Source organism: Streptomyces sp. SLBN-31, from assembly GCF_006715395.1.
GTDB lineage: Bacteria > Actinomycetota > Actinomycetes > Streptomycetales > Streptomycetaceae > Streptomyces.
This window is the reverse complement of the sequence record NZ_VFNC01000002.1, coordinates 1,112,220-1,134,002: the sequence shown is the minus strand read 5'-3', so window position 1 is coordinate 1,134,002 and position 21,783 is coordinate 1,112,220. Positions and strand designations below refer to the sequence as shown.

The following is a 21,783-nucleotide window of genomic DNA, read 5'->3' as shown; positions in this document are numbered from 1 at the left end:
GGCGCCACGGCCGCGCGGCGCCCGTCTCTACGACCTGCTCTCGGCAGGCTTGACCGCCCGGACGATGGCGGAGTGCATGCCGTCGGCGACCGGGTGGGTCGGGGTGATCTCGATGTCGGTGAACCCGGCGGCCTCTAGGCCCGCCCGGTATTCGGCGAACGACAGGGCGCCGGCGATGCAGCCGACGTAGTCGCCGCGCTCGCCGCGCTGCTCGACGGTGAGGGTGTCGTCCGCGACGATGTCGGAGACGCCGATCCGGCCGCCGGGCCGCAGCACGCGGAAGGTCTCCGCGAACACGGCGGCCTTGTCCGTGGACAGGTTGATGACGCAGTTCGAGATCACCACGTCGACGGTGTCCGCGGGCAGCGGGATCGCCTCGATGGTGCCCTTGAGGAACTCCACGTTCGTCGCGCCCGCCTTCGCCGCGTTGGCCACGGCGAGTTGGAGCATCTCGTCGGTCATGTCCAGCCCGTACGCCTTGCCGGTCGGACCGACACGGCGGGCGGACAGCAGGACGTCGATGCCGCCGCCGGAGCCGAGGTCCAGCACGCGTTCGCCCGCGCGCAGTTCGGCGACGGCGGTGGGATTGCCGCAGCCGAGGGAGGCGGCGACGGCCTCCACCGGCAGGGCGTCGCGCTCGTCCGTGGGGTACAGCGTGGAGCCGAAGTCGTCGCCGACCTCGACCGGCTCGGGTCCGCAACAGGCGGCCGCGCCCTCGGTGACCTTGACGGCTGCCGCCGCGTACCGGCGACGTACCGCTTCGCGCAGATCGGTGGACTGCTCGTTCATGACGCACCCCCAGGCTTCCTTGATGCAAGCCTGCTCCTTGCATCGACGGACGTCAACATAGAAGTCCGTCGAAGCAGGGGGGTGTGTCTCAGTACGCGTGGTGGACCTGCCAGAAGGCCCAGGCGTCGCAGGGGCTGCCGTAGGCGGCGTTCATGTAGTTGAGCCCCCACTTGATCTGGGTGGCGGGGTTCGTCTGCCAGTCGGCGCCGACCGTGGCGTACTTGGAGGCGGGCAGGGCCTGGACGAGGCCGTAGGCGCCGGAGGAGGCGTTCAGGGCGTGCATGTTCCAGCTGGACTCGCGCTCCACGATGTTGCTGAAGCACTGGTACTGCCCGCTGGGCACGATCTGCCGGGCGAGCGCCTGGAGCTCGGCCACGGTGTACGTCCGCTGGAGGGACACACCGGCGCCACGACTGGCGGCGCTCTTGGTCTCGGCGCGCTTCGCGGCTTCCTTCTTCGCCGCGGCCGTCCTGGCGGCGGCCTTACGGGCGGCCGCCTCGGCCTCTTTCCTGGCGCCGGCGTCCGCCTGCACGGCCTGTGCGTCGGCCTGCATGTTCAGGGAGGCGGTCTGCACCTGGGCCTGCTGGCCCGCGGGTATGTCCGCGAGGAGGGTCGCGTCGGCCGCGCCGGCCTCGGCGCCGCCTGTCTGCGCGGCACTGCCCGAGGCGACGCCGACGACGCTTCCGACGGCGGTGACCGCGGACGCCGAGGCCACCGCGAATCCGCGGACCGAGATCGGGCTCACTGGTTCCTCCGGGTCGTCCGTGCCGCCTTGCCGTGTGAGTGCGGGCAACTCGCCTCACGTGTCCCGCAGTTGGAACACTCTGCCCTGCCGTGACAGGGGGCGCAATGGTGAAGGAGGTGTGGATGCTCACATCTGGGGCGACGGCACGGCCCCTTCCGTGCCGGGGAGGGGAAGGGGCCGTGCCGGACCTCTACCTGCCGTAGCCGGCCGCGGTGATGTTGGCCTGAACGGCGTTCTCGGTGGCGTCCGAGGGGTAGCCGGAGGTCATGACGCCCTCGTAGAACGTGCCCGCGGCGCCGTGGCTGTTGTCGCCGCCGATGCCGAGGATGATGGCCCCCTCCTTCTTCATCGGGTTGTATCCGGCGACGTTGGGGCGGACCCCGTTGTAGAAGGTGGACAGGGCACCGGACTGGGCGTTGCCGCCGCGGATGGCCCAGTGGTTGGGGCCGCCCTTGATGATGGCGGTCGTGTAGCGGTGGCTGATGGAGGGGTCGCCCGCGTTGTAGTGCTGGTTGACCCCGGAGAAGAGGCCGTTCTCCAGGTCGGCCATGATCCAGGGGCCGTTGCCGCTGCCGTAGCCCCAGACCTTGATGTTGCCGAAGTAGATGGCCTCCATCGTGCCGTTGCCGTTGTCGCGGCTGTTGGTCTCGGCGTTGCCGTAGTCGAAGCAGCAGCCGCCGTTGTAGTGCGTGCCGTCCAGGACGGCGTACATGCCCTCCGCCTGGTCGCCCCTGGCGACACCGTTGGTGGCGTTGTTGCGGTACCCGGTGCCGGGGGCCACGAAGACGCCGTACGCCTTGCGGCCGCCGACCGTGATCGGGGCGGCTGTGGCGTTGGCGAGGTTGTCGTATCCGCCGGCGGCCGGGCCGGAGAAGCCGCCGGGGGGTGCCTGGGTGAGGCGGTTGTTGCGGCCGGACTGGTCGTAGATGACGGTGATGAGGCAGGTGGTGCCGGAGCAGAAGGAGTCCTGGGCGGCGCCGTTGGCCACGCCGCCCGCGCTGACGACACCGATGTCCCGGGTGGCGTTGTCCGAGGCGCGGCGCACCTGGTACAGCGGGCCGTTGTAGGAGGCGTACAGGGCGCGGGTGGTGCTGTGCGCGGCCACGCAGGGGGTGCCGCCCGACGCGTAGAGGTCGCAGGGGCCGGACGTGGCGGCCGGTGCGGCCGGCGCGGCGGCGGTCAGCAGGCCGACGCCGAGCGCGGCGGTCGCCGCGGTGGCGAGCAGGGCGTGCCGCAGGGGCCGTGGCCCAAGGCGCAGGGACATGGGTGAACTCCTTCGGTGGTGGGGGGTCGTGCCCGGGGAGTCCGTCCTGAGTGCGGATACGGCGCGGTCGCAGGCAGGCCGAACTCCGGGGCAGAGCTGTGCCGGGGCAGTGCGGTGAGGTGTGCCGTCGCATGTGCGCTGCGGTGCGGGAGCCGAACGGATGGCGCGGAGGTGCGATTCCGAGCCTGTCCATGCGCGTTCGTAATATCGAACGTTGCTCGGAACTTCGGACTCTCAGGATGATAGGAATCCTGTGCCGGACGTCAATGCCTGACGCGTGATTCGCCGGAGCCGGATGGTGCGCGAGCCGGCGTCACCCGGTGGAGGCCGTCCCCGGGTCCGCGCGCCGCCCGGCGCGCACCAGACCGCTCTCGTAGGCGATGACGACGAGTCGGGCCCGGTCGCGGGCGCCGAGTTTGGTCATGGCCCGGTTGGCATGGGTCTTGGCGGTGACCGGGGTGACGAAGAGACGTTCGGCGATCTCGTCGTTGGACAGGTCCTGGGCCACCAGCGTCATCACCTCGCGCTCCCGGGGAGTGAGCGTGGCCAGGCGCTCGGGGTCGACGAGGTCGCCCGTCGAGGGCTGGTCGAGCACGCGGGCGACGAGCCCCCTGGTGGCCGCGGGCGACAGCAGCGCCTCTCCGGCGGTGACCAGGCGGATGGCGTCGAGGAGGCGGATGGCGTCGAGGAGCCGCGCCGGTTCGACACCCTTGCCGAGGAATCCGCTCGCGCCCGCCCGGAGGGCCTCGATGACGAACTCGTCCTCCTCGAAGGTGGTCAGGGCGAGGACCTTGACGCCGGCCAGGTCCTCGTCCCGGCCGATGAGGCGGGTCGCCTCGATGCCGTCGACCTCGGGCATCCGGATGTCCATCACCACGATGTCGGCCCGTTCCGAACGGGCCAGCCGGACCGCCTCCCCGCCGTGGGCGGCCTCCGCGACGACCTCCATGTCCGGCTGGGCGTCGATGAGCAGCCGGAAGGTGCCGCGCAGCAGGGCCTGGTCGTCGGCGAGCAGGACACGAATCGTCATCGGGGGTGCTTCCTCAAGAGGCGAGGGGGCTGTCAGAGCGTGGAGGGGGCGAGGGACAGCGGCAGTTCGGCGACGAACCGGAAGCCGCCCCCGGGCCGCGGGCCCGCGGTGACGCTGCCGGGCCGCGGGCCTGCGGTGACGCTGCCGCCGATGGCGGTGGCCCGCTCCCGCATGCCGACCGGGCCGTGGCCGCCGCCCGTGGCCTCGGACGCGCCGGGGCGTCCGTCGTCGGTGACGGTGACCCGCAGCGCGAGCGGACCGTAGTCCAGGACCACCTCGGCCCGGGTCGCGGACGCGTGCTTGTGGGCGTTGGTCAGGGCCTCCTGGATGATGCGGTAGGCGGTCAGCCCGGTGGCGGGCGCCAGGGGGGCAGGCGCTGCCGGTGCGGGCCACCGACACCGGCAGCCCGCCCGCCCGGATGCCGCCGACGAGCGTGTCGAGGTCGGCGAGGCGCGGGATGGGGGCGCGTGCGCCCGGTGCGTCGTCGGGCTGGCGCAACAGGCCGACGGTGGCGCGCAGTTCGTCCAGCGCGGTGCGACTGTCGTCCTTGATGTGGGCCAGGGCCTCGTACGCCCGGTCGGGGTCGGTGCGCAGCAGATGGTGGGCCACCCCTGCCTGGGCGTTGACGAGGGTGATGTGGTGTGCGACCGCGTCGTGCAGGTCGCGTGCGATGCGCGATGCCCATGGCGTCGGCGACCGGATTCGGCGCCGGGTTGACGGTGAACGCCTGCCCGTTCAGTGCGACGTGCAGCCCTTTCGACTCCGGGGCGGTCGCGAGGTCCTGGACGTGTTCGATCTGCGCGTCGGCCACCTCGCGGCAAACGCGACCGTGGCATAGGCGGTACGGCCGTCCTCGCTGACCTGTGCCCGGCCGGCGGCCGTGAAGGGGCCGGCGACGGAGGCGACGCCCGGAGCGTCGGCGATACGGTCCAGCGCGCTCGCCATGGCCCGCTCGGCCGCCGGATCGGTGACCCTGCCGCCGTCGACCTGCCGGACGACCCGGCCGCTCTTGCCCGCCGCGCTGTCGGAGGCCCGTCGCAACAGGGCCGTCGCCTTGGCCGAGTCGGTGTTCTGCGAGGTCGGGCTGTTGCCGAAGGCACTGCCGGCCGCACCGACCCCGGCCCCGAGGGCGAGCAGCACGCCCACCCAGACCAGGACGACGGCGAGCCGGTACCGGTGGCACCAGCGGGCGAGAGAGGGGACATCGACGGGCCTTTCCGGGGACACACCAGGAACGGGCCGGCGGTCACGGCCCACCCTCACGCTCGCGGCCCCGCGGCCTTACGCCGTCGGCCGTCCGCAGACACTCGCGCCTGCTGCGATCGCAGTAGACGGGAAGCGCCTCAGTGGCGTGCCAGGCCGTCGATCATCAGGCGGAGGGTGAAGTCGAACCGGTCGTGGCCCTCGCCCGCGGTGAGTTCGGCGGCGTGGCGGGTGGTGTGGGGGAAGGTCTCGGCGGGCAGGGCCGCGAACCGCCGCAGCAGCTCGGCGCGGTCGACGACCCAGACGGCGTCGTCGTCGGCCGCGCGCAGGCTGGCGATCGAGGTCTCCAGGCAGTAGGCGGCCACGTACAGCAGGAGCGCGTCGATGGCCCACGCGGCGGCCTGCGGAGCGACGCCGCCGGCGAGCAGGATCGCCAGCAGCCCCTCGCTGACACGCATGGTCTCGAGGTCCGTGGGGGCCATGGCGAGCGCGGCTCGGGAGATGCCCGGGTACTTCAGGTACTGGTCGCGGATCTGGGCGCACACGCCGTGGGCCTGCTCCCGCCAGGCCTCCGGATCGGGCGCGGGCAGGACCAGTTCGGCGCACAGCCGGCCGATGAGCAGCTCGTCGAGATCGGCCTTGTTGACGACGTGGGCGTAGAGCGACGCGGGACCGGTGTCGAGGGCACCGGCCAGTCGCCGCATGGTCAGGGCGTCGTAGCCCTCGGCGGCGATCATGCCCAGCGCGGTGTCGACGACCTGCTCGACGGTGATCGGGTCCCTGCGGCGCCGGGGCCTGGGGCCCGCTACGGCCTCGGTCTTCGGCGGCAGGTGACGTGCCGCGCGTCGCTCTCTGGGGTTCACCCGAACACTATAACTTGACGCGAACAGTGTTCGTAGATAGAACACCGTTCGTGACAGCGAATGAGAAGTACGACGTGGACGTGACCGTGGTCGGCGCCGGACCGGTGGGCCTCCTGCTCGCCGGAGAACTGGCGCTCGCCGGGGCCTCGGTGCAGGTGCTCGAACGGCTCGCCGCGCCCGACAGGGCGATGAAGGCCGGAGCGATCAACGTGCCGACGGCCGAGGCGCTCGACCGTCGGGGACTGCTGCCCGAGGCCGAGAAAGTGCAGCGCGACATCTTCGAGAGGGTCGGTTCGTTCGCCGGGACGACCGCAGGCCGGGCGGCGCGCGATCACCGGTTCACCGGGCATTTCGCGGGGATCGTCCTGGACCCCGGCCTCGTGGACTGGTCCGATCCCGACCTCGCCGCGCACACCGCGGTCGACGGAGCGCGCATGGTGCCGCAGCCCGAACTGGAGGCGCTGCTGGCCGACCACGTGGCGCGCCTCGGCGTACCCGTGCACCGCGGGGTCGAGGTCACCGCGCTCCGGGACACCGGTGACGAGGTGCTCGTCGGCACCACCGCCGGCCCGTTGCGCACCGGATGGCTGGTGGGATGCGACGGCGGACGCAGCACCGTGCGCCGCCTCGCGGGCATCGACTTCCCCGGCACCGACCCCGAACTCACCGGACACCTCGCGGTCGCCGACATCGCCGACCCGGAGAAGCTCGCGAACGGCTGGGCGTGGTCGCCCCAGGGCGCGTACCGCCACGGGCCGCAGCCCGGGCGGGTGGTCACGGTCGAGTTCGGTAGAGCCGCCGCCGACCGCAGGGCGCCGGTCACCCTCGACGAGGTGCAGGCCAGTCTGCGCCGGGTCTCGGGGACCGATGTCACGCTGACCGCACTGCGCGGCACCGCGACCCGCTGGAGCGACAACGCCCGCCAGGCCGCGGCCTACCGGTCGGGCCGGGTGTTCCTGGCGGGCGACGCCGCGCACGTGCACTCGCCGTTCGGCGGCCAGGGACTCAACCTCGGGGCCGGCGACGCGATGAACCTCGGCTGGAAGCTCGGTGCCGTGGCCGCCGGACGGGCGCCCGAGGAACTGCTCGACACCTATGACGACGAGCGCCGGCCCCTCGGCGCCTGGGTGCTGGACTGGACACGGGCCCAGATCGGAGTGCTGCGCGGGGACGCCAAGTCCGCCGCGCTGCGGGAGGTGGTGGCCGATCTGCTGAGCACCGGCGCCGGAGCGACCTACGCGGTCAAGAAGATCTCCGGTGTCACGCAGCGCCTCGACCTGCCCGGCGACCACCCGCTCACCGGCCGGTACGCCCCCGATCTGTGGCTGGCGGACGGCTCCCGGCTGGCCGACCACGGGCACGACGGCGGGTTCCTGCTGCTCGACCGCACGGCGGACGCCGGGTTCGCCCGCCGCGCCGCCGCCTGGGGCGACCGGGTGAACAGCGTGACCGACGCCCACGGCACGCCGGCCGGGCTGCTGGTACGCCCCGACGGCGTGGTCGCCTGGGCCACCGAAGCCGACGGCGAGGGCACGGTGGCCGTCACAGGTCTGGAGGCCGCCCTGCACCGATGGGCGGGGGATCCCGTCACCGCGCGCCCGTAGCTACGCGCCCCGCCGCCCGGGTCCCCACTCGTCCTCGAGCTCCTCGACCAGGTGGGAGAGTGCGCTCGGGTCCGGGACGGCGTCCAGGGAGTCATGGACCTGTCGGTCCGCGAACGCCCGCTGCTCGGCGGTGATTTCGGGGTCCACCGCCGCCTCGGCCTGCACCTGGAAGTAGTTGAGGCTGGTCGCGAACAGCATCGAGAACGCGTCCAGGCTCCTGATCGTCCCCGGGCCGCCGGCGTCCACGTAGGCACGCACCAGCCGGCGCGCGGAGTCGGCGTGCACGGCGTTCCCGCCGGACCACGCGTACACGGCCGAGGCCAGCTCGCGCTCCGGTGCCACGGGCCCCGCGTTGTCCCAGTCGATCAGGACCGGGCCGGCCGGGCCGACCAGCACGTTCTGCGGCTGGACGTCGAGATGCGACGTCACCAGGCCGGTGCGGTCGGCCGGTGTCACGAACCGCGCCAGCTCCGCCGCCCGGCCCACGGCGAGTTCCTCCAGCCGGTCCGACCACGGCAGCCCGGATGCGCGGATCTTGCGGTGCAGAGCCTCCCAGTCGGACGCGTCGGGGCACCGCTCGTACCAGGAGACCGGTGTCTCGCTCGCCCCCGCTCCGGCGATGTGCAGCAGTGCGAGGGTGCGTCCGACCCAGGCGAGGATCTCCGGGCGGCTGGGGTCGGCGCCGCTTCCGTCCACCCAGTCGTAGACCTTCACACAAGAGCCGCCCACCCGCGCCGGAAGCGTCGAGACGTGACTGCCGTCCCGGTTGGCGAGCAGCCTGGGCGAGGCGATGCCGAGGTGTTCCCCGGCGTCCCTCAGAGCGGCCTCGCGACGCACCTGTTCCTCGTCGCAGCCGAACAGCATCTCCTTGACGGCCCATCGGCGGCCGCCCCTGGCGAGTCTCCAGATCTGCCCCAGTGCGCCGCGAGTGACCGGTGTGATCGTCCATGGTCCGGTGCCGAGTCCGTAGGCCTCGACGACGTGGTCGACGGCGTGGTGCACAGGGGTCTCCTCGCTCTTCACGGCGGCATGGCGTGGCCGCCCCGTCGACGAGGACGGGACGGCCACGGTCCGAGGGTCACTCGGGATGTGTCACTCGGCGGCCGAGAACACGAAGGAGAACTCGGCCGGCTCGGCCCGCAGCCAGTACGGGGGCAGCACACCGGGCCCGCAGGACCCGGTGCCGATGCCGTGCAGGCCGTGGTCCAGGTTGACCCACACCGTCTCACCGGGCGTCAGGTCGGTGAGGTGGGTGGCCGCGTCCAGCTGCTCGGTCGTCCAGCGCCGGGCGGTGAAGAAGAACTCCGGGTCGCCCTCGACGCGCAGCCCGCCGAGCTCCGCCCACCGGACGTCGGCACGCGCGCCGTTCTCCTGCGGACGCAGGTAGGGCGTCTGCAACCCGTCCACCGTCGACTCCCAACGTGCCAGCCGGGAGGCGGACTTGGTGTCCGGGTAGCCCTCGCCGGGGCCGCCTCCGTACCACTTCACCGCATCGGCCTGCGCCAGCCCGAACCGCACACCGAGCCGGGGCAGCGGCACCGGCCACTCGCCCTCCGGTCCCACGGACACCGTCAGCTTCAGACGGTCGCCGTCCGAGGTCCACCGGTACACCGCGGCGAGGCCGAACTCCCAGGCTGCGGGCGCCACCCGGGTGCGTACGGTCAGCGCGTCGCCGTCGAGTTCGACGGAGTCCGGCCGATGCCGCATGCGGTGCAGGCCGTACTTGCGCCACAGCTGCGCGTAGCGGGTGTCGGACTGCCACTCCGCGCCCTCGTCGTTGTCGGTGGTCGCCCGCCACACGTCCAGCCGCAGACCGCTGACCTCGACGCCGCCGATGGTCATCGGCGCCCCGCTGCGGGCGTCGAACGTGGCCGGGCCGAGCGTGATCACGCCGCCGTCGGCCACCGGCCCGGCGCTCGCGGACACCACCGGCAACGGTCGTGCGGCTACGGGCACTTGGCCCCAGGCCACCTCGTGGCCCTTCGGCCCCCAGGCGGTGTCCGCCGCCAGCGACGCCCGTACCGTCCACAGTGTCTCGGTGCCCGTGTGCCCGTGCGGCCGGTCGGGCAGCTTCACCTCCGCCGACTCGCCCGGGGCGAGCGCGGGCACGGCCAGGGAGCCCGACTCGACCGTCTCACCGTCCACTTGGTAGGACCACTCGAAGGCGAAGGCCGAAAGGTCGGCGAAGTCCTGCTTGTTGGTCACCCGCACGGTGCCGTCGGACGGCTCGAGGGAGACGGGCTCGATGACCTTCTTGAACTCCAGCAGGCCGGGGGAGGGCCGCCGGTCCGGGAAGATCAGGCCGTCGCAGACGAAGTTGCCGTCGTGCAGCTCCTCGCCGAAGTCGCCGCCGTAGGCGTAGCCCAGCTCGGCGTGGGTGACGCCGTGGTCGATCCACTCCCAGATGAAGCCGCCCTGGAGGCGGTCGTGGGCCTCGAACAGCCGCTGGTAGTCGGCGATGCCGCCGGGGCCGTTGCCCATGGCGTGCCCGTACTCGCACAGGATGAAGGGCAGTTCACGACGTTTGTGCGTACCGCCGTCCAGGTCCCTGCCGATGGCCTCGACCTCGGCGTGAGAGGCGTACATCCGCGAATAGACGTCCGTGTCACGGCAGTTCCAGTCGCCCTCGTAGTGCACGAGGCGGGAGGAGTCCCGATCGTGGATCCACTCGGCCATCGCGGTCAGGCCACGCCCGGTGCCGGCCTCGTTGCCCAGCGACCAGATGACCACCGACGGGTGGTTCTTGTCCCGCTCCACCATGCGCGCGGCGCGGTCGAGGAGGGCCGGGGTCCAGCGGTCGTCGTCGACGGGGTTGTCGCGCCAGGCCTGCTCGGTGAAGCCGTGGGTCTCCAGGTCGCACTCGTCGATGACCCACAGGCCGTACTCGTCGCACAGGTCGAGGAAGGCGGGGTGCGGCGGGTAGTGCGAGGTGCGCACGGCGTTGAGGTTGTGCCGCTTCATGAGCAGCACGTCCTCGCGCATCGTCTCCAGGTCCAGGGCGCGGCCCTTCTCCGGGTGCCACTCGTGGCGGTTGACGCCCTTGAAGAGCACCGCCCGCCCGTTGACCTTGATCAGCCCGTCGGCCAGCTCCACGGTACGGAACCCGATGCGCAGCGGGACCCGCTCGCCCTCGGTGATCAGTTCGCCGTCGTACAGCTTCGGCACCTCGGCCGACCAGGGCTGGACCGGCACCGTGACCGTCGTGCCCGTTTCGACATCGATGTCCAGGGCGGGCACGGACACCCGCCCGTCGACGTCTGAGTCGACGCGCAGGGTGCCCTCGCCCGTGGTGTGGTCGTAGGAGGCGTGCACGAAGAAGTCGAGCGCGCTGCCCGCCGGGCGGTGCAGCAGCGTCACGTCACGGAAGATGCCGGGCAGCCACCACTGGTCCTGGTCCTCCAGGTAGGAGCCGGCCGACCACTGGTGGACGCGGACGGCGAGCACGTTGCCGGTCGGCTTCAGCAGGTGCCCGACCGCGAACTCGTGCGGCAGCCGGGAGCCCTTGAACTCGCCGATGTCCGTGCCGTTCAGCCAGACGCGGGCGCAGGACTCCACGCCGTCGAAGCGGATCACCGCCCCGCCCTCGGACGGCCAGTCCGCGGGCAGGTCGAAGACACGCAGGTGGTCGCCGGTCGGGTTCTCCGTCGGGACGTGCGGCGGGTCGACCGGGAAGGGGTAGAGGTGGTTGGTGTAGATCGGCAGGCCGAAGGCGCCGTCGCCCTGGAGCACCCAGTGGCCCGGGACCGTGACCTCGTCCCAGCCCCCGGCGTCGAAGCCGGGCTCGGCGAACGAGTCGTCCTCGGCGTCGGCGGTCGGCGAGACACGCAGCCGCCAGCTGCCGTTGAGCGAGAGTGACGTCGCGTCGGAGGACGCGTACCAGGCACGGGGCGGAAGGGCCCCGCTGCCGGGTGAGACGTCCTCGACGTAGTCGACGGCCGATGGGGAGGTACGGAAAGACATCGGTCTCCAGGTCGTGAGTGGAGGGCGTCAGCCCTTGATACCAGTCTGCGCGATTCCCTGGACCAGCCAGCGCTGGAGGAACAGGAACACGAAGACCAGGGGCAGGATCGAGATGGCGGTGGCCATGAAGATCAGATGGAAGTTGACCGTCTGGTTGGTCATGAAGGAGGACAGCGCGATCTGGACGGTCCAGGAACTCGGGTCCTGTCCGATGACCAGCGGCCACAGGAAGGAGTTCCAGGCGCTGATGAACGTGATCGTGGCGATCGCCGCGAAGAAGTTCAGCGAGTTGGGTACGACGATCCGCCAGTACGCGCCCCAGTAACCGAGCCCGTCCACGCGTGCCGCCTCCTCCAGCTCCTTGGGGAATCCCAGGAAGTACTGCCGGAAAAGGAAGCAGGTGAAACCACTGAACAGGCCCGGGATGATCAGCCCGCGGTAGGTGTCCACCCAGCCGAGGGACGAGACCAGCACGAAGCTGGGCACGAAGGTGACGGCCGTGGGGACCATCAGGGTCGCGAGGACCGCGTAGAAGACCTTGTTGGCGTGCTTGTACGGGATGCGGGCCAGGCCGTAGCCGGCCATGGAGCAGACCAGGAGGGTGCCGAGCGTGGTCGACACGGCGACGACCAGCGAGTTCACCATGGAGCGGCCGAACTCGACCGTGGGATCGTCGAACAGTTCGGAGATGTTGGCCCACTGGAAGGAGGGCAGCAGCTTCCAGTTCTCGCCCGTGATCTCCGGGTCCGTGGAGAGGGCGTTGCGGACGATCAGGTAGAACGGGACCAGGAAGAGCAGGGCGGCCACGCCCACGGAGACGTACAGTCCCGTGCTGCCGAGGACGCCGCGGGCCCTCTTGCGCTGATCGCCGACCTGATGATGTGCGGTGGTGGTCACTTGGACTCATCCCCCCTTCCGAAGCCCATGAACTTGCCCTGGATCAGGGTGACGAGGCAGATGAGCAACGACAGGATGACCGCGCCCGCGCTGCCGGCCCCGTAGTCCTGATTGGTGCCGAGGGCTGCCTTGTACAGCTCCATGAGCGGTGTCTGCGCCCACGTCGCCTTGGTGCCGATGATGTTGAAGAACTCGTCGAACGCCTGGTACGCGGCGATGAGCAGCAGCAGGATCACCGCGGTCGAGGTGGCTCGCAGCTGGGGCAGGGTGATGTACCGGAAGGTCTGCCAGCCCTTCTTGGCGCCGTCGATGGCGGCGGCCTCGTACAGCTCGGCCGGGATGTTCTGCAGCGCCGCCAGGAAAAGGATCATGTAGAACCCGGACTGGATCCACAGGCGCAGGGTCACGATGACCAGCCAGTACCAGGGCGGGGTCGGGTCCGCCAGATAGGCGATGTTGTCGACCCCGAACCAGCCGAGGACGGTGTTCATCAGACCGAAGCGGACGCCGCTGAAGATGGACATCTTCCAGATCAGCGCCGCGGCGACATAGGACACGGCGGTCGGCAGGAAGAACACGGACCGGAAGAAGGCCCGCATGAACCGCAGTTGGTTCACCAGCAGCGCCAGTCCCAGGGACAGTGCCCAGGTCGTCGGCACTATGAAGGCGGCGAACACGCTGAACGTCAGCAACGAGTCGGGGAAGTTGCTGTTGGTCAGGATCTGCTTGTAGTTGTCGAGGCCGATGAAGTTGCTCGGCGTGACGGTGTACCGCGCGTCGAAGAAGCTGAGCCAGACGCTCCAGACGATCGGTACGAAGACGAAGATCACCAGGCCGATGAGGAAGGGGCCGGTGAAGAGCCAGAAGTTGAGCGTCGGGTTGCCCCGCAGGCCCCGCCGCGGCCGGGCCTGGGAGGCCTTGGCCGGGGCGGGCTGGGCGACCCCGCGTGTGGTGGTGGTCGACATGTCGTGGTCTGCCCGGCGGCCTATCCGAACAGCTTCTTGAGCTCGACGTTGACCTTCTTGTCGCAGGCGTCGAGCGCCGCCTCCGGGTTGCCGTTCTTGCGTACGGAGGACGCGATCACGTCGTTGAACGCGGTGATCATCACCTGGTCGAAGCCGATGTTGTCGAAGTGGCCGTAGTCGGTGAAGAGCTTGACCGCCTCGGCGGGCAGGCCCGACTTGAGCTTGGTGGCGGACTGGGCTGTCGAGGTGCGCGGCGGGATGTGGAAGCCGTAGGACAGCGCCCAGTCCTCCTGGTACTTCTTCTGGTCGATCCACAGCCACTTGACGTATTCCTTGGCCGCGTCGACGTTCTTGCCCTTGGCGTTGACGAAGATCGACCAGCCGCCGTTGTAGACCGACAGCTTGCCGGCGCTGCCGATCTTCGGGAACGGGAAGATGCCGAGGTCGTCGCCCAGCGCCTTCTGCATGGCGGGCATGGACCACATGCCGCCCCACTGGATCGCGCACAGGCCCTGGTTGAGCGCGGACGGGTCCCAGAAGTCGGTCGGGGCGTCAAGCAGCACGTGGCCGCTGGTGAACAGGGTCCGAAGCTTCTTCAGACCCTCGACGACGCCGTCGGTGTGGTAGCCGATCTTGTTGTTCGCGTCGAGGGTCTCGGCGCCGGCCGAGAAGATCAGGTTGTTCTGGATCGCGGTGAAGTCGTTGCCGAGGAAGACGCCCTTGACCTTGTCGGTGGTGAGCTTGGCGGCGGCGTCCAGCAGCTCGTCCAGCGTGGTCGGGACCTCGACCTTGGCCTTCTCCAGCATCGACTTCCGGTAATAGAAGAACTGCGGGTCGTCGATCATCCGGATGCCGTAGATCTTGCCGTCGACCGTGTGCGACTTGATGTCGTTCGGGTTGAAGTCGTCCTTGACCGGGTCGATGAGGTCGCTGAGGTCGGCCACCTGGCCGCTCTTGACCATCTGCAGCTGCGGGTGGAACTCGAAGACGTCCGGGGCCTGCTTGGTGAGCAGCGCAGAGAAGAGCTTCGCCTCGAAGTTGTTGCCCGTGATCCAGTTGGTGCTGACGCCGGCCTTCTTGTACGCCGCCGCGTAACGCTTGATGGCCTGCTCGGTGCCCGCCTCGCCGTAGGCGTGGAAGTACTGCACGAGCTGGGTGCCGGAGCCACCGCTCCCGCCGCGCCCGTTGTTGCTGCCGCACGCGGCGAGGGTGCCGGCGGCGGCCATGCCCGCGGCGGCCCGGAAGAGGGACCGGCGGGAGAAGTTGTCGTTGCTCAATGCCGACATGCTGACGTCCTTGTCTCGAGTGCGGCTGCGGCTCTGCGGCTCAGCGCCCGGTGGCTCGAATGTGATTGCAGGGCCGGACGCTAAGCTTTCGAGCAGGGCTTAGGCAAGGGGTTGGACGAAGTCTGCGCGAAACGTTGTCTGCCGTTCGGCATGCCGAACGCGGGTACTTTCCACGGGAGTTGAGGTAAGTGAGGGCCGCCCGGCCATGGCTGGCCGGCGGCCCTCGAAAACGGCGAGCGCTACATGATCACTGCCTGAACCACGCCTCGTTGCCGCCGCCGTTGCAGCTGTAGAGGATCACCTTGCTGCTGTCGGCGGTCGCCTGCCCGCTGACGTCCAGGCACTTGCCGGACGCCTCGCCGATGATCTGGCCGTTGGCGTTGAGCAGCCATCGCTGGGTCGGGTCACCGGTGAAGTCGGAGGTCGTCGTCAGCCCCGAACTCCCGGCTGTCAGATAGCCGTTCACGCCCTTCAGGGCGCCCTTTCCGTCGTACGACCACGACTGCTCCGGGCCGCCCGTGCAGGTGCTGATGGCGGCTCCCGTGGCGCCCGCGGTCAGGCACTTGCCGGACTGCTTGCCCTGCCAGGCGCCCGTGACGGCCGTACTGCCGTGACCCCTCTGGTCGAGGACGTACGTCGTGACGGAGCGCGCGGCGAGGTTCGCCGAAACCGTGCCGCCGCTCACCGACGGCTTGTCGACCTTGGCCCAGTCCTCGGTCGCCGAGGTCCGTACGGCCTGTGTGGCCCGTACCGGCGCCTTGCTGTTGAAGTGCAGGCTCAGCGGTGTGTCGGTGGCGTTGTGGTTGTTGACCACGACGACCCATGTGCCGTTCCGGTCGTACGTCGAGACCTCGACGCCGTCCGGCGCCCCGGTCACGTTGTGCGCGACCGACCCCGGCCGGACGAACTTGCTGTACTGGCCGAGCGCGTAGTACCGCTTGGTGAAGTACAGGCTCTGGTTGCCGTTCGTGGCGTAGTCGGGGTCGTAGTAGACCAGGCCGTCGTTCCAGCCGGTGTCGTTCCTCGTGTACGGGTCGCTGCCGTAGCCGCTCGCCAGGGCCACCCACCACTGGAAGGCGGAGTCGTGGGCGCTCGCGAAGTCCTTGTAGATGATCCGCGACATCAGCAGGGCGTTGTCGATGCTCGGGTCGTACTCCTGGTTCCAGCCCGTCGATCCCTTGCCGAAGCAGCAGATCTCGGTGGCCCAGGACTTCTGGCCGACGGTCCTCGACGTCTCGTGGACGTTGGCGAGCTGACCGTCGTTCGGATTGTTGTACGTGTGGTGGGCGAGCGCCGACACGTACTGCTGCGTCCCCGGCTGTGAGATCCACTGCGGCAGCTCGGAGACGAACTGGGTGGTCTGGCTGGACTCGTCGGCGATGATCGACGTCTTCTGCTTGCGGGCCCGCTGCTCGGCGCCCAACGCCCTTACGATGTCGTCGCGTTGGTCGACCGTGACCTTCATGCCCTCCTGGCCGCACGAACCGAAGTCGTTGTCGGGTTCGTTGAAGGGGCTGATGTAGTCCAGCTTCACGCCGTGGCGGGCGAAGTGGTCGGTGACGTCGGCGACGTACTCGGCAAAGTCGCCCTCGTTCTCGGCCTTCAACTGGCCGCCGCAGCTCTGCCCGTTGGTCGTCCACTGCGCGGGTGCGCTGTTGACGAAACCGATCAGGTCCTTGACGCCGTATGCCGAGGCGTACGTGAGGAAGGTCCGGCCGCCCTTGTCCCTGCTCCAGTCGTAGGAGCCGTCGGGGTTCAGGAAGTCCTCGGCGGCGCGGGCCGGGGTGGTGACCGCGACTCCGCCGCCGCCGATGTTGTAGCGGTAGGAGGACAGGGCCAGGCCCTGCTTGGAGAACAGCAGCTTCGCCACCCGGGCCTGTACCCCGGGCTCGAAGTGCTGGAGATCATTGACCCACCAGGCGCCCGACGCGCCGATGTCGTCGATGGTCTGCGCGGCATGGGGGGAGACCTCGGCCGCCGTGGGGGTGGCGGCCGAGGCGGTCGGGGCGGATATCAGGGGGCCGGTGACGGCGAGCGCGGCCGCGGCCGTCAGCAGGAGCGATCTCCTGCGGTGGGGGTGAGTCACGTGCATCCCTTCCGTCGTCATGAAGGTGGTGCGGTACGGCTCCTTGCGGGGGTGGTGCGTCTGCCCGTCCTCTGGCTCACCGACTGCAGGGCCCCTTCGAGCGCGAACGTGGCCGCGCCCAGGCACACCGGGTCGGTGGGGATGGGGGAGAGGACGATCTCGGTGGCGGCCATCGGCCGCTTCAGCGCGTGCCGCCCCACGGCGGCGCGCACCTCGTCCAGCAGCGGCTCGGCCAGCTTCTTGGCGACCCAGCTGCTCAGGACGACCACTTCGGGGTTGAACAGGTTGACCAGGTTGGCGATGCCCGCGCCGAGGTAACGGGCCGTGTCCCTCACCACCTTGACGGCCACCGGGTTGGCCACGGCGACCGAGGCGGCGAGCGCGTCGATGGTGGCCGTCTGGTCCTCGGGGTGCAACAGCGTGCTGCGCGGGCTGAGTTCGCGCAGGTTCAGCATGATTCCGGGGGCCCCGACATACGTCTCCACGCAGCCGTGGTTGCCGCAGTGGCACAGCCTGCCGTCCAGGACGATCGTGTTGTGCCCCCACTCGCCGGCGCTGTTGCTCACTCCCCGGTGCAGCGCGCCGTCCAGGATCAGGCCGGCGCCCACCCCGGTGCCGAGGTTCACCACCACGGCGTCCCTGCGCCCGCGCGCGGCCCCGAACCACAGCTCGGCCACCGCGCAGGCGCGCAGCGGGTTGTCCAGGTAGAGGGGATAGGCGATGACCTCGGAGAGCAGGTCGAGCAGCGGCACGTCGTGCCAGTCCCAGTTGGGCGCGTACTCCGAGATGCCCGTCGCGCGGTCCACCTGGCCGGGCACGCTCACCCCGACGCCCAGCACCCGGGCGCCCTCCACACCGGCCTGGGTGACCACGGCGCCGACGGCCGCTGCGACATGGCCGACGACCTGCTCGGGCCGGTTCTCGCCGGGCCGCATCTCCTCCATGGCGCGGGCCAGGACGTTCAGTCCGAGGTCGAAGAGCTCGACGCGGACGTAGGTCTCGGCGATGTCGACGCCGATCAACGCGCCCCCCGACGCGTTGACGGCCACCAGGCCGCGGGGGCGGCCCCCGGCCGAGTCCTCGAAGCCGACCTCGGTGATCATCCGCAGGTCGAGGAGTTCGCCGACGAGCGTGGCGACCGTGGCCAGGCTCAGGCCGGTGGCGGCCGCGAGCTCCTGCCGGGAGGTGGGAGACTCGGCGATGATCTGGCGCAGCACCTCGTAGCGGTTCGCGGTACGGATGTCACGCGATGTGCGCTTCACTGGAGTCTTCACTGACGTTCGTCCCCATCCCTTCCCAGGCCGGTCCCGGCCGGGTCGGCAGTGAACACCAGCACCGGCGCGGCGCAAGGCTATGGCCTGCGGGGGACTTTCGACAAGGGATTGGGAAAGGGTTGAAAAACCCGGACCTGCCGGGTTGACCGCCGTGGCCGTAAGCATAAGCCCCCACCCCTGGGTGCGGGGCCGGTGTCGGGGTGGAGATCGTTTCGCCGGCTCGGCGCCGTCAAGTTGCGTGGGTCGCAACCTAGTGCGTATAGCGATACCGGTATTAGCATGCCTCGCGTATCTACGGCGCGAGGAGACGAGGCACCATGGCTCCCCTGCAATACGACTTCGTCATCGTCGGCGGCGGTTCGGCCGGCAGTGCACTGGCCAACCGGCTCTCCGCGGACCCGGCGAACAAGGTGCTGGTCCTGGAGGCGGGCCGGTCCGACTACCCGTGGGACGTCTTCATCCACATGCCCGCGGCCCTGACGTACCCCATCGGCAGCCGTTTCTACGACTGGAAGTACGAGTCGGAGCCCGAGCCCCACATGGGCGGCCGTCGCATCTACCACGCCCGCGGCAAGGTGCTCGGCGGTTCCAGCAGCATCAACGGCATGATCTTCCAGCGCGGCAACCCCCTGGACTACGAGCGCTGGGCCGCCGACCCCGGGATGGAGACATGGGACTACGCCCACTGCCTGCCCTACTTCCGGCGCATGGAGAACTGTCTCGCCGCCGACCCGGACGACGAGTTCCGCGGCCACGACGGCCCCCTCGTCCTGGAGCGCGGCCCCGCCACCAACCCGCTGTTCACCGCCTTCCAGAAGGCCACCGAGGAAGCCGGCTACGCGCCCACGGACGACGTCAACGGCTACCGGCAGGAGGGCTTCGCCAAGTTCGACCGCAACGTCCACCGCGGCCGCCGCCTCTCGGCCTCCAAGGCCTACCTCAAGCCCGTCATGAGGCGCCCCAACCTCACCGTCACCACCCGCGCCCTCGTCACCCGCGTCCTGTTCGAGGGCAAGCGGGCCGTCGGCGTCGAGTACCGGCGCGGCAGGGGCGCCCCCCAGCAGGTCCGCGCCAAAGAGGTCATCCTGTGCGGCGGCGCCATCAACTCCCCCCAGCTCCTGCAGCTCTCCGGGGTCGGCAACGCCGAGGAGCTGAGCGCGCTCGGCATCGACGTCGTCCACGACCTGCCGGGCGTCGGCGAGAACATGCAGGACCACCTGGAGGTGTACGTCCAGTACGCCTGCAAGCAGCCGGTCTCCATGCAGCCGTACATGGCGAAGTGGCGCGCACCCTTCATCGGCCTGCAGTGGCTGTTCCGCAAGGGGCCCGCCGCCACCAACCACTTCGAGGCCGGCGGCTTCGCCCGCAGCAACGACGACGTCGACTACCCCAACCTGATGTTCCACTTCCTGCCCGTCGCCGTCCGCTACGACGGCTCCTCGCCCTCCGGCGGCCACGGGTACCAGGTGCACGTGGGCCCCATGTACTCCGACGCCATCGGCTCGGTGAAGATCAGGAGCCGGGACCCGCGCGAGCACCCTGCGCTGCGCTTCAATTACCTCTCCACCGAGCAGGACCGCCGCGAGTGGGTCGAGGCCATCCGGGTCGCCCGCAGGATCCTCAACCAGCCCGCGATGGCCCCCTACAACGGCGGGGAGCTCTCACCGGGCCCGAAGGTGGAGACCGACGAGGAGATCCTCGCCTGGGTAGCCAAGGAGGGCGAGACCGCCCTGCACCCGTCCTGCACCTGCAAGATGGGCACCGACGAGATGGCCGTGGTCGACCCGGCCAGCATGCGGGTGCACGGCGTCGAGGGCCTGCGCGTCGTCGACGCCTCCGTGATGCCGTACGTCACCAACGGAAACATCTACGCGCCGGTGATGATGGTCGCCGAGAAGGCCGCCGACCTGATCCTCGGCAAGGAGCCGCTGCCCGCCTCCAAGGCCGCCTACTACCGCCACCGCGACGCCCAGAAGCAGGCCGGGTAGACCTTGGCCGGCGAAGCGCTCCGCGCGCTGCTGGAGCACGTGCGCTACGAGGTGCTGCCCGCGGCGGCGACGGAGGAGAAGGTGCTCGCGCATGTCCCGCACGACGTCGTGATCACCGTCACGGCGTCGCCGGTCAAGGGACTGGAGCCGACCCTGGAACTGGCCGGGCGGCTGGCCGCGCACGGCTACCGCGTGGTCCCGCACGTGCCGGCGCGGCTGCTGCGGGACGACGTCCACCTCAAGGAGGTCGTCGCGCGCCTGCGCGAGGCGGGCGTCGACGACGTCTTCGTACCGGCGGGCGACGCCGATCCGCCGGCGGGGGCCTACGACGGCGCCCTGCCGGTGCTGGTGAGGCTCGGCGAGCTGGGCGCGCCCTTCGCCCGGGTCGGCATCACGGGCTACCCCGAGAGCCATCCCCTCATCCACGACGACCTCACCGTCCAGTCGATGTGGGACAAGCGCGCGCACGCCACGTACATCGTCAGCAACCTGTGCTTCGACGCACGGGTGCTGGGGGAGTGGATCGCGCGCGTACGGCGCCGGGGAGTGACACTGCCGCTGTACGTGGGCGTCGCCGGGCCCGTGCAGCGGGCCAAACTGCTGGCCATGGCGACGAAGATCGGCGTGGGGGAGTCGACGCGGTTCCTGCGCAGGCACCCGTCGTGGTTCCTGCGGTTCGCCGCTCCCGCGGGTCACGCGCCGCAGCGCCTGCTGGAGCGCGCCGATCAGGCCCTGACCGCACCGTCGTCCGGTGTGGCGGGCCTGCACCTGTTCACCTTCAACCAGATCGCCGAGACGGAGCGCTGGCGCCGGGCGTGGCGGGAGCGGCTGGGCGGCTGAGGCCGCGCTCGCCCGCGCGCCGTCCCCTGTATACGGCCTGTGGCCGCCGTATACAGGGGACGGGCCCCGCGGCCTCAGCGGAAGACGACCGTGCGGTTGCCGTCGACCATCACGCGGCTCTCACTGTGCCACTTCACCGCGTGCGCCAGTACCTGCGCCTCCACGTCGCGGCCGACCGTCACCAGTTCGCCGGGGTCGAGGGAGTGGTCGACGCGGACCACGTCCTGCTCGATGATCTGGCCCTCGTCCAGGTCCGGCGTCACATAGTGCGCGGTCGCGCCGACGAGCTTCACGCCGCGGGCGTAGGCCTGCTCGTACGGGCGGGCGCCCTTGAAGCTCGGGAGGAAGGAGTGGTGGATGTTGATGGCGCGGCCGTCGAGCTGCTTGCACAGGTCGTCGGAGAGGATCTGCATGTAGCGGGCCAGCACGACCAGGTCGATGTCCAGCTCGCGCACCAGCTCCATCAGGCGGGCCTCGGCCTCGGGCTTGGTGTCCCTGGTGACGGGGACGTGGTGGAAGGGGACGCCGTAGGTCTCGGCCAGCCCTTCGAAGTCACGGTGGTTGGAGACGATCGCCGGGATCTCGATGTTCAGGGACCCGGTGCGCCGGCGGAAGAGCAGGTCGTTGAGGCAGTGCCCGAACTTCGACACCATGATGAGCGTCCGGGTCGGGGTGGCGGCGTCCCGCATGATCCAGGAGATGCGGTGGGCCTCGGCGACCGGGCCGAACCGGTAACGCAGGGTTTCCAGATCCGCGATTGGATCGGAAACGTCGAAGTGCACCCTCATGAAGAAGCGGCCCTTGAGCCGGTCGTCGAACTGCTGGCTCTCCAGGATGTTGCCGGAGTTCCTGACGAGGAAGCCGCTCACGGCATGGACCAGTCCCGCGCTGTCGGGACAGGAGAGGGTGAGGACGTACTCGCGGCCTGACTGCGGACGAGGGAACTTAGGGGACACGGCGGCCTCCGTCGGTGCGCATTGCACAACTCA

The 21,783-nt window shown here is 70.3% G+C and carries 17 protein-coding genes and 2 pseudogenes; 3 read left to right on the top strand and 16 right to left on the bottom strand.

Annotated features, from left to right (window positions below; translation table 11 throughout):
* Positions 1-27: 27 nt before the first annotated feature.
* The 8 genes and pseudogenes from arsM to FBY22_RS25125 form a co-directional block, all read right to left on the bottom strand.
* Entirely contained in the window at positions 28-789 is a 762-nt protein-coding gene (gene arsM, locus FBY22_RS25155) for an arsenite methyltransferase (protein ID WP_142149563.1), read from the bottom strand.
* An 88-nt stretch (positions 790-877) separates the two neighbouring features.
* Positions 878-1,534, bottom strand: coding sequence for a lytic transglycosylase domain-containing protein (locus tag FBY22_RS25150; RefSeq protein ID WP_142149561.1), 657 nt, complete (start codon positions 1,532-1,534; stop codon positions 878-880).
* Between the two features lie 199 nt (positions 1,535-1,733).
* Positions 1,734-2,798 (bottom strand): annotated as a pseudogene (locus FBY22_RS25145) (arabinofuranosidase catalytic domain-containing protein); the annotation flags it as partial.
* 313 nt (positions 2,799-3,111) lie between these two features.
* On the bottom strand, positions 3,112-3,828 hold the full coding sequence (locus tag FBY22_RS25140) for a response regulator transcription factor (RefSeq protein WP_142152512.1): 717 nt from the start codon (positions 3,826-3,828) through the stop codon (positions 3,112-3,114).
* Between the two features lie 32 nt (positions 3,829-3,860).
* Positions 3,861-4,145 carry a sensor histidine kinase gene (locus tag FBY22_RS45365; protein ID WP_399212543.1) on the bottom strand — a complete coding sequence of 95 codons (285 nt, stop codon included), beginning with the start codon at positions 4,143-4,145 and terminating at the stop codon, positions 3,861-3,863.
* Positions 4,146-4,371: 226 nt separating this feature from the next.
* Positions 4,372-4,464, bottom strand: a pseudogene (locus tag FBY22_RS45360) (hypothetical protein); the annotation flags it as partial.
* Positions 4,465-4,563: 99 nt separating this feature from the next.
* Complete coding sequence (locus tag FBY22_RS25130; protein ID WP_260845118.1) at positions 4,564-5,055, bottom strand: hypothetical protein; 492 nt, start codon at positions 5,053-5,055, stop codon at positions 4,564-4,566.
* A 116-nt stretch (positions 5,056-5,171) separates the two neighbouring features.
* On the bottom strand, positions 5,172-5,894 hold the full coding sequence (locus tag FBY22_RS25125; RefSeq protein WP_142149559.1) for a TetR/AcrR family transcriptional regulator: 723 nt from the start codon (positions 5,892-5,894) through the stop codon (positions 5,172-5,174).
* Positions 5,895-5,944: 50 nt separating this feature from the next.
* Between FBY22_RS25125 and FBY22_RS25120 the strand changes: the two genes are divergently transcribed.
* Positions 5,945-7,498, top strand: a complete 1,554-nt coding sequence (locus FBY22_RS25120) for an FAD-dependent monooxygenase (protein ID WP_260845117.1) — start codon at positions 5,945-5,947, stop codon at positions 7,496-7,498.
* Here FBY22_RS25120 and FBY22_RS25115 read toward each other — a convergent pair whose 3' ends face one another.
* The 7 genes from FBY22_RS25115 to FBY22_RS25085 all read right to left on the bottom strand — a co-directional run bounded on the left by FBY22_RS25115 (position 7,499) and on the right by FBY22_RS25085 (position 17,954).
* Positions 7,499-8,500, bottom strand: a complete 1,002-nt coding sequence (locus tag FBY22_RS25115; RefSeq protein ID WP_142152510.1) for a phosphotransferase enzyme family protein — start codon at positions 8,498-8,500, stop codon at positions 7,499-7,501.
* A gap of 90 nt (positions 8,501-8,590) precedes the next feature.
* Positions 8,591-11,458, bottom strand: coding sequence for a glycoside hydrolase family 2 TIM barrel-domain containing protein (locus FBY22_RS25110; RefSeq protein ID WP_142149557.1), 2,868 nt, complete (start codon positions 11,456-11,458; stop codon positions 8,591-8,593).
* 27 nt (positions 11,459-11,485) lie between these two features.
* Complete coding sequence (locus FBY22_RS25105; protein ID WP_142149555.1) at positions 11,486-12,355, bottom strand: carbohydrate ABC transporter permease; 870 nt, start codon at positions 12,353-12,355, stop codon at positions 11,486-11,488.
* On the bottom strand, positions 12,352-13,320 hold the full coding sequence (locus FBY22_RS25100) for a carbohydrate ABC transporter permease (protein ID WP_142149553.1): 969 nt from the start codon (positions 13,318-13,320) through the stop codon (positions 12,352-12,354). The genes FBY22_RS25105 and FBY22_RS25100 overlap by 4 nt, the downstream gene beginning before the upstream one ends.
* A 20-nt stretch (positions 13,321-13,340) precedes the next feature.
* On the bottom strand, positions 13,341-14,606 hold the full coding sequence (locus FBY22_RS25095; RefSeq protein ID WP_174267261.1) for an ABC transporter substrate-binding protein: 1,266 nt from the start codon (positions 14,604-14,606) through the stop codon (positions 13,341-13,343).
* Between the two features lie 247 nt (positions 14,607-14,853).
* Entirely contained in the window at positions 14,854-16,698 is a 1,845-nt protein-coding gene (locus FBY22_RS25090; protein ID WP_142149552.1) for a glycoside hydrolase, read from the bottom strand.
* 11 nt (positions 16,699-16,709) lie between these two features.
* Complete coding sequence (locus FBY22_RS25085; protein WP_142149550.1) at positions 16,710-17,954, bottom strand: ROK family transcriptional regulator; 1,245 nt, start codon at positions 17,952-17,954, stop codon at positions 16,710-16,712.
* Between the two features lie 329 nt (positions 17,955-18,283).
* On the opposite strand from FBY22_RS25085, the gene betA reads away from it, so the two are divergent.
* Positions 18,284-19,954, top strand: a complete 1,671-nt coding sequence (betA, locus tag FBY22_RS25080) for a choline dehydrogenase (protein WP_142149548.1) — start codon at positions 18,284-18,286, stop codon at positions 19,952-19,954.
* Between the two features lie 3 nt (positions 19,955-19,957).
* Complete coding sequence (locus FBY22_RS25075; RefSeq protein ID WP_142149546.1) at positions 19,958-20,794, top strand: methylenetetrahydrofolate reductase; 837 nt, start codon at positions 19,958-19,960, stop codon at positions 20,792-20,794.
* Positions 20,795-20,868: 74 nt separating this feature from the next.
* Here the strand turns inward: FBY22_RS25075 and purU are convergent, their stop codons facing one another.
* Positions 20,869-21,750 (bottom strand): formyltetrahydrofolate deformylase, encoded by an 882-nt coding sequence (gene purU / locus FBY22_RS25070; protein ID WP_142149544.1) that lies wholly within the window; start codon positions 21,748-21,750, stop codon positions 20,869-20,871.
* Between the last annotated feature and the right edge of the window lie 33 nt (positions 21,751-21,783).

Excerpts from the sequence above, each read along its gene's own strand:
- arsM (WP_142149563.1), bottom strand. The coding sequence starts at position 789 with ATGAACGAGCAGTCCACCGATCTGCGCGAAGCGGTACGTCGCCGGTAC.
- FBY22_RS25140 (WP_142152512.1), bottom strand. The coding sequence starts at position 3,828 with ATGACGATTCGTGTCCTGCTCGCCGACGACCAGGCCCTGCTGCGCGGC.
- FBY22_RS25110 (WP_142149557.1), bottom strand. The coding sequence starts at position 11,458 with ATGTCTTTCCGTACCTCCCCATCGGCCGTCGACTACGTCGAGGACGTC.
- FBY22_RS25100 (WP_142149553.1), bottom strand. The coding sequence starts at position 13,320 with ATGTCGACCACCACCACACGCGGGGTCGCCCAGCCCGCCCCGGCCAAG.
- FBY22_RS25095 (WP_174267261.1), bottom strand. The coding sequence starts at position 14,606 with ATGTCGGCATTGAGCAACGACAACTTCTCCCGCCGGTCCCTCTTCCGG.
- FBY22_RS25090 (WP_142149552.1), bottom strand. The coding sequence starts at position 16,698 with ATGCACGTGACTCACCCCCACCGCAGGAGATCGCTCCTGCTGACGGCC.
- betA (WP_142149548.1), top strand. The coding sequence starts at position 18,284 with ATGGCTCCCCTGCAATACGACTTCGTCATCGTCGGCGGCGGTTCGGCC.